This window comes from Enterococcus cecorum, from assembly GCF_052119425.1.
Lineage (GTDB): Bacteria > Bacillota > Bacilli > Lactobacillales > Enterococcaceae > Enterococcus_E > Enterococcus_E cecorum_C.
The window spans coordinates 1-8,202 of record NZ_JBQKFH010000066.1; the positions used below are offsets into that span (position 1 = coordinate 1).

At 37.8% G+C, this 8,202-nt stretch carries 6 protein-coding genes; all 6 read left to right on the forward strand.

Annotated features, from left to right (window positions below; all coding sequences use genetic code 11):
- Positions 1-268 precede the first annotated feature (268 nt).
- The 6 genes from ACTQZM_RS11375 to ACTQZM_RS11400 all read left to right on the forward strand — a co-directional run bounded on the left by ACTQZM_RS11375 (position 269) and on the right by ACTQZM_RS11400 (position 7,632).
- Positions 269-1,051, forward strand: a complete 783-nt coding sequence (locus ACTQZM_RS11375) for an HAD family hydrolase (RefSeq protein ID WP_113784639.1) — start codon at positions 269-271, stop codon at positions 1,049-1,051.
- Positions 1,052-1,172: 121 nt separating this feature from the next.
- On the forward strand, positions 1,173-1,976 hold the full coding sequence (locus tag ACTQZM_RS11380; RefSeq protein ID WP_016250792.1) for a TIGR00282 family metallophosphoesterase: 804 nt from the start codon (positions 1,173-1,175) through the stop codon (positions 1,974-1,976).
- A 13-nt stretch (positions 1,977-1,989) separates the two neighbouring features.
- Positions 1,990-2,364 carry a YlbF family regulator gene (locus ACTQZM_RS11385; RefSeq protein WP_441653830.1) on the forward strand — a complete coding sequence of 125 codons (375 nt, stop codon included), beginning with the start codon at positions 1,990-1,992 and terminating at the stop codon, positions 2,362-2,364.
- On the forward strand, positions 2,364-4,982 hold the full coding sequence (gene mutS / locus ACTQZM_RS11390; protein WP_441653833.1) for a DNA mismatch repair protein MutS: 2,619 nt from the start codon (positions 2,364-2,366) through the stop codon (positions 4,980-4,982). The genes ACTQZM_RS11385 and mutS overlap by 1 nt, the downstream gene beginning before the upstream one ends.
- 31 nt (positions 4,983-5,013) lie before the next feature.
- Positions 5,014-7,068, forward strand: coding sequence for a DNA mismatch repair endonuclease MutL (gene mutL, locus ACTQZM_RS11395; RefSeq protein WP_441653831.1), 2,055 nt, complete (start codon positions 5,014-5,016; stop codon positions 7,066-7,068).
- A gap of 12 nt (positions 7,069-7,080) precedes the next feature.
- Entirely contained in the window at positions 7,081-7,632 is a 552-nt protein-coding gene (locus ACTQZM_RS11400) for a Maf family protein (protein ID WP_441653832.1), read from the forward strand.
- Positions 7,633-8,202: the final 570 nt, after the last annotated feature.

Genomic DNA, 8,202 nt, shown 5'->3' on the forward strand with positions numbered 1-8,202 from the left:
GTGCTTTATTTTTGTATTCACTTTCAAAAGATAAATAGAGATCTTTCCACTACTATCTAAATGGAAAGACCTCTATTTTTTCACATAGGGGCTACTTTTGGGTCAGCCCCATTTTTTTTAGTGAAGTGTATCATAGCTCGATATAAATTGATGTTCATGATAGCGGTGCGTACAGTTTGTTTCTTCTCAAGTAAGCTTTGATATTTGCCAGAATGCGAAAATTTTAGTAAAGTAGACGCATACATAAAAGTTGGGGGATAGTGTGAAGATGAACCGAAAATTAATTGCATTTGATATTGATGGGACAATATTAGATAAGAATTTACAAGTGTTGCCTAGTACACGGATGGCGATTGAAAGTTTGCGAGCTCAAGGGCATTATGTGACATTGGCGACTGGTCGTTCACGTGTATTGGCCAAACCAGTGATTGATGCACTTGATTTTGAAAACTATATTTTATGTAATGGTGCGGCGGCCTTTAAAGATAATAAGCAAATTCATAAACAACTCTTACCGATGGATTCGCTAAAAGCCTTAAAAGAAGAGGTAGTACCTTTAGGAATTGATGTGGCTTTAGTAGGTTTAGATGAAACAAAGCGGATTACTTCTTTAGATTTACCTAAAATGACCGATGCGATGGAGTCATTTGGATCAACTTTACCAAATTTAGATCCACAATTTGCCAAAGAGGAAGATGTTTATGCGGGATTGGCTTTTTATTCAGCGAAACATGAAGGTCGTTTTGATGAAAAGTATCAAGATTTACGTTTTGTTCGTTGGCACCCAAATTGTGTGGATGTCCTAACGCAAGGGATTTCTAAAGCAGCGACGATTTTGCAAGTGGCTGAGGATTTAGACATTCAGCAAGAAGACATCATTTGTTTTGGAGATGGCATGAATGACCGTGAAATGCTATCGATGGCTGGTGTTGGTGTGGCGATGGGTAATGCCAATGCTGAAGTGCAAAAACATGCAGATTTAGTTACCCAAGATCATAATTCAGATGGCATTTATCATGCATTAAATAAATTAGGGTTAATCACTGCATAAAAATATTCAAAAAATGGAGGCGTCAGAAGGTGGATGCCTCTTTTTGTATGGGAAATTTTGCTTAATTTTCTATCCTAGCTTATAATAAAGAAATGAGATTAATTAGAGAAGAGGAAAAATTTTGAGGTTATTATTTATTGGGGATGTTGTGGGATCTTTAGGACGCAATACAGTCAGTGATTACTTGCCAAAATTAAAGAAAAAATATCGTCCACAAGTAACAATTGTGAATGGTGAAAATGCAGCCAGTGGTCGCGGGATTACCGAAAAAATCTATAAGAAATTTTTACAAGATGGGGCCGATGTGATTACGCTAGGTAACCACGCTTGGGATAACCGGGGGATTTTCGAATTTATCGAGGATGCTAAGAGAATGGTGCGACCAGCGAATTTTCCAACAGGTGTGCCGGGTGTTGGCGTGGTCTTTGTAAAGGTGAACCAACAAGAATTAGCGGTAGTGAATCTGCAAGGACGCTCATTTATGGTGGATTTAGATGATCCTTTCCGCAAAATAGAAGAATTATTAGCCCAAATTCAAAAGCGTACTCCTTATATTTTTGTCGATTTTCATGCAGAGACAACGAGCGAAAAACAAGCGATGGGATGGTTTTTAGATGGTAGAGTATCAGCTGTGGTTGGGACACATACTCATGTGCAAACCAATGATGCCCGAATTTTACCTAAAGGAACAGCTTATTTAACTGATGTCGGCATGACGGGACCTTATGATGGCATTTTAGGGATGAAAAAAGAAGCGGTGATCGAAAAATTCTTAACTAGCTTGCCACAACGTTTTGAAGTGGTGGAAAAAGGACGTTTTATTTTATCTGCTTGTGTCATTGATGTGGATGATAAGACAGGTCAAGCAACCCGAATTTTTCCGATTCAAATCAGTGAAGACCGCCCATTTAGCGAAAATGATTAGATAGGATGAAATAATGACATATCTAGAGGAAGAACAACAAATTCAACAAACCCTTGAGCAGATTAAGCAATTGCTACAAGAGAATGAAACAATTCGTCATTTTAAACAAATTCAAGCAAAAGTGAATCAGCATCAAGGCCTGAAAGATTTAGAAGAAGAAATTAAAAACTTACAAAAACAAGTCGTTCAGTTTGAGCATTATGGCAAAGAAAAGGCTAAACAAGAAGCAATCAAACGTCTAGACGAGGAAAATGAACGTTATAAAAATCACCCGTTAGTCGTCAGTTATCGTGAAAAGTTAATTGAGGCCGATGATTTATTACAATATTTGACGAATAAAATTCAATATCAAGTGAATCAACAACTTGAACAGGAAGGAAAACAGTGATGCCACAAAAGACAAAACATACACCGATGATGGAACAATATTTTCAAATCAAGGCGCAATATCCAGATGCGTTTTTGTTTTATCGTTTAGGTGATTTTTATGAAATGTTTTATGAGGATGCTAAAAAAGCGGCTCAAATTTTAGAGTTAACCTTAACCAGTCGTAATAAAAATGCCGAAGATCCAATTCCAATGTGTGGCGTTCCTTATCATGCAGCGAGTGGCTATATTGATACTTTGGTAGAGCAAGGGTATAAAGTGGCGATTTGTGAACAAGTAGAAGATCCTAAGCTAACTAAAGGCATGGTGAAAAGAGAAGTGGTGCAATTAGTCACTCCGGGTACCGTGATGGAGGGTAAGTCTTTAGCTGCGAAAGAAAATAATTTTTTAACGGCTTTAAGTTACCAAGCGGGCCAATTTGGTTTTAGTTATGTCGATTTGTCTACAGGTGAATTAAAGGCCACAGTGCTTGCAGATGAAGAGAGTGTGTTAAATGAGGCTTCGATTTTACAGACAAAAGAAATTGTTTATACGACGGAAATTCCTGAAAAATTGACGCAAACTTTAAAACAACGCCTATCTTTAGTGATTTCTTTTCAATTAGAGGCACAGGAAAATGCAGAATTAAGCTTTTTGACGAATCAACTACAGTCAGACATCGAAAAAGTGGTAACCAATCATTTATTAGCCTATTTGTCGGAAACACAAAAACGCAGCTTAAACCACATTCAACAGGCGCAAAGTTATCAAGTCGACCATTATTTGAAAATGGATTACTATTCGAAGTTCAATTTGGAATTAAGTCAAGCGATTCGTACGGGCAAAAAGCAAGGCACTTTACTATGGTTGTTGGATGAAACGAAGACCGCCATGGGTGCACGTCTTTTAAAACAGTGGTTAGATCGTCCATTAATTCAAGAAAAGCAAATCTTAAGTCGTCAGGAAATGGTGGCTTCTTTGATTACTTCTTTTTTTGAACGGGAAGATATCATTCAAGGTTTAACAAAAGTATATGATTTAGAACGCTTGGCAGGAAAGGTATCTTTTGGAAGTGTTAATGCGCGTGATTTATTACAATTAAAACAATCGCTGGCACAAATCCCTTATCTTAGACAGATTTTAACGGGTATTGATCAAGGTCAGTGGCAAGTGCTTTTACAAGATTTAAATCCGATGAATGATTTGGTGGATTTGATTGAGCAAGCGATTGATGAAGAGGCGCCTTTACAATTAAATGAAGGTAATCTCATCAAAACGGGCTACAATGAACAGCTAGATGAATACCGTTTGGCGATGAAAAATGGGAAACAATGGTTAGCCGAATTAGAAGCCAAAGAACGTGAATTAACCGGTGTGAAAAATCTAAAAATCGGCTACAATCGTGTCTTTGGATACTATATTGAAATCACGAAAGCTAATCTTGTTAATTTGGATACTTCACGTTTTGATCGTAAGCAAACTTTGGCGAATGCAGAACGTTTTATTACACCTGAATTGAAAAAGTTAGAAGAATTAATCTTAGGGGCGCAAGAAAAATCTACCGAGCTAGAATATCAGTTATTTATCGGAATTCGCGAGCAAGTAAAAGGTAAAATTAGTGAATTGCAAACTTTAGCAAAAGCCGTGGCTACATTAGACTGCTTGCTAGCCTTTGCAATTGTGAGTGAACGATATGGCTACGTGCGTCCAGTGCTTAGTCAAGACCATGAGTTGAAAATTATTGATGGCCGTCACCCAGTTGTTGAAAAAGTGTTAGGCGCTCAAACCTATATTCCCAACTCGATTGAAATGCCAAAAGAGACGACCATGTTGCTCATTACAGGACCGAACATGTCTGGTAAGAGTACATATATGCGTCAACTTGCCTTGAGTGTGGTCATGACGCAGATGGGTTGTTTTGTACCAGCTAAGGAAGCGACTTTGCCTATTTTTGATCATATTTTCACGCGAATTGGGGCTAGTGATGATTTAATTGCCGGTCAAAGTACGTTTATGGTCGAAATGATGGAAGCCAATCAAGCATTGCGCCATGCAAGTGTGAATAGTCTGGTCTTATTTGATGAATTAGGCCGCGGAACTGCTACTTTTGACGGAATGGCTTTGGCACAAGCGATTATTGAATATTTGCAAAATCATGTCCAAGCAAAGACACTCTTTTCAACCCATTATCATGAATTAACTGCCTTAGAAAGCCAATTGCCTGGTTTGGTGAATATTCATGTTGGGGCAACGGAAAAAGATGGAGAAGTCATATTCCTTCATAAGATGATGCAAGGTCCGGCTGATAAAAGTTATGGTATTCATGTTGGAAAGTTAGCAGGCTTGCCAGAAAGCTTAATTGCACGTGCAGATCAGATTTTAACCAAATTAGAAAATCAAGAAGAAAAACAAGTTGCACAAGTCGTTAGTCAAAGTAAGGAAGAAGCAATCAATGTGGCAGCAACCGTTAATGAAAAGCCAAGTACCCCAGAGATGGAGCAATTATCCTTATTTAGTGAAATGACGCCAGCTGAAGAAAAAGTATTGGCGGCAATTAAGTCGATGGATTTGGCAAACTTAAAGCCAATGGATGTCTTCTTTACGATAAATGAATTAAAACGTGAATTGGAAAAGGAATAATGAAGTATATTTTGAGAATTGAGGTGAGAACATGGGGAAAATCCAAGAACTTTCTGAACAGTTAGCTAACCAAATCGCGGCCGGAGAAGTTGTGGAACGTCCAGCTTCGGTCGTTAAAGAATTATTGGAAAATGCGATTGATGCGCATAGTCATAAGATTGAGATTTTTATTGAAGAAGCGGGCCTTAAAACCATTCAGATTATTGATGATGGTGAGGGGATTGCGCCAGATGATATGGTGAATGCCTTTAAGCGTCATGCAACGAGTAAAATCCACAGCCGTGATGATTTGTTTCGTATTCGCACGTTAGGTTTTCGCGGCGAGGCATTACCTAGTATTGCTTCGGTGTCTAAAGTGGTTATCGAAAGTGCGCAAGAAAATGCCATTGAGGGGAGTTACCTTGAATTAGATGGTGGCAAAGTGGTTGTTGAAAAGCCAGGTTCTTTGCGCAAAGGGACGAATATCAAGGTGTCGGACTTATTCTATAATACACCCGCTCGCTTGAAGTATGTGAAATCTTTGCAGACAGAATTAGCCAATATTACTGATGTGGTGAATCGTCTAGCTTTAAGTCATCCGGATATTGCCTTTTCTTTGGTTCATGATGGTCATCAGCTCACAAAAACCAATGGCAGTGGCGACTTAAAGCAGACTATTGCCGGAATATATGGACTGCAAAATGCCAAAAAGATGTTAGCGATTCAAGCAGAAAACCTAGATTTTAGGGTTAGTGGCTATGTGTCTTTACCTGAGTTAACACGTGCAGGTAGAAGTTATATTACCACCTTAATTAATGGTCGTTACATCAAAAATCATGGGTTAAATAAGGCGATTACGAACGGTTATGGCTCGAAATTAATGATTGGCCGTTTTCCAATTGCGGTTATCGAGATTCAAACTGATCCGTTATTGGTGGATGTGAATGTCCATCCAACCAAGCAAGAAGTCCGACTCTCTAAGGAAGAAGAACTATTTTCATTGGTAAGTAAAGCAATCAATGATAAGTTGCGCGAACAAGTCTTGATTCCTAATGTCGGTGCGAATCTCGATTTTAAACAAAAAGTCAATCCAAAAGAACAAGTCAAACCAACACAATTAAACCTAGATTTGTCCCCTGCTGTGGAGAAAAAAGGTGGAAAGTTGCAGTTTGATAGTCAGAAGAATCAGTTTTACTTAGAGCCAACCCTCGATTCTGGGGAAAACAAGGTAACTACAAGTGAAAATGTGGATAATTCTGTGGATAATCTTGTGGATGAATGTGGAAAAAGAACAGATGATTTTGACAACCTTGTTAAAAATCTTGAAAATTCAACATTATCTAGTCAAGAAGAAACACTTGACGAACAAATATTCGAAACTGAAAGTGTGGATAACTTGGTACGCGAACTGCCAGAAAGTGATCCATTTGAGCCAACAGAGAGTCTTCATGAGGATTTAGATGCCAAACAAGTTTATGCCTTGTTAAAGCAACATGAAACGCCAAGTGAGCACGAAGCCTTTCCGTATTTAGAATATTTTGGTCAAATGCATGGGACTTACCTTTTTGCCCAGTCAGACCGCGGTTTATACATTATCGACCAACATGCGGCTCAAGAGCGGATTAAATATGAATACTATCGGGAAAAAATTGGCGAAGTGGATGAACATTTGCAAGAATTACTGATTCCGATTGTTTTGGATTATCCAAATAGTGATTATCTAAAATTAAAAGAGAAAAAAGATGTGCTAGTCAGTGTCGGTATTCAATTGGAAGATTTTGGGCAAAATAGTTTTATCGTGCGTGCCCATCCTACTTGGTATCCTAAAGGGCAAGAAGAAACAATTATTCGCGAAATGATTGATATGGTATTAATTAACGGTTCGGTGACGGTGAAAGATTTTAGAGCAGCAACGGCGATTATGATGAGTTGTAAACGTTCGATTAAAGCCAATCATCATTTAAGTGATATTCAAGCCAGAACCTTACTTGCTGATTTAGCTAAATGTGAAAATCCATATAATTGTCCACATGGGCGCCCAGTACTCATTCATTTTACCAATAAAGATTTAGAAAAGATGTTTAAACGTATTCAAGATCCACATTAGAAAGGAAATCAAATGCAATATATACTCGCTTCACAATCACCTAGAAGAAAAGAATTACTAGCAAGAGTGGTAGAGAACTTTCAAACTGTACCTGCAGATATTGATGAAACGCCTTATCCAAGTGAAAAACCAATTGATTATGTACAACGGATGGCGACTCAAAAAGTAGCGACTATTTTAAAAGATTATCCCGAAGCTGTAGTTATTGGTAGTGATACTTCAGTTATCTGTCAGAATCAAATTTTAGGGAAACCTCAAGATGAAAATGATGCTAGATTCATGTTGAAAATGCTTAGCGGACAAACACATGAAGTCTACACAGCTGTCAGCATTCAATCAAAAGACAAGGTAGCAAACTTTATCAGTAAAGCTGCAGTCACTTTTTATCCAATGACCGAGGAAGAAATCACACAATATCTATTAGAAGATGAATATAAAGACAAAGCCGGTGCCTATGCCATTCAAGGGCTAGCAAGTAAGTTTATCCAATCTATTGAAGGGGATTATTATGCAATTGTCGGTCTACCAGTAGCCGCTTTGTATCAAACCTTGAAACAATTTTAGTTGAAAAAGCCTGAATACCTTTTGTTTTATCAAGGTATTTGGGCTTATCTTTTGTTCGAAAACGTTTTTATAACTTTTTTTGTAAAAACCCCTTGACGCATCATTTGAATCGTGATATTCTAACAAAGTCGCTGAAATCAAACGGCTAAATAAAATAAACTTTCGATGAGTTTTAAAGTTTTTGAAATTTAAGCTTGACAACGATTTGAACGTTTGTTATGATATGAAAGTCGCTGATTGAGCGAGTGACAACTTTGAAAAATATTTAAAAAAGTTCTTGACAAACTGTTGAGACTTGAGTATGATATAAGAGTTGTTGCTAAACGACAAAGTAGACCTTTGAAAACTGAACAAATAAATGCAAACAACCAAATGTGTAGGGTCTTTAACTTTCGAGTTAAAGAAAAATACATGCAAGCAATAGCTAGCAAAATCAATTTTGAGCTTAAAGTCATTTTTTGACTTATCAATACTTTTTATGAGAGTTTGATCCTGGCTCAGGACGAACGCTGGCGGCGTGCCTAATACATGCAAGTCGAACGCATTTTCTTTCACCGTAGCTTGCTACAC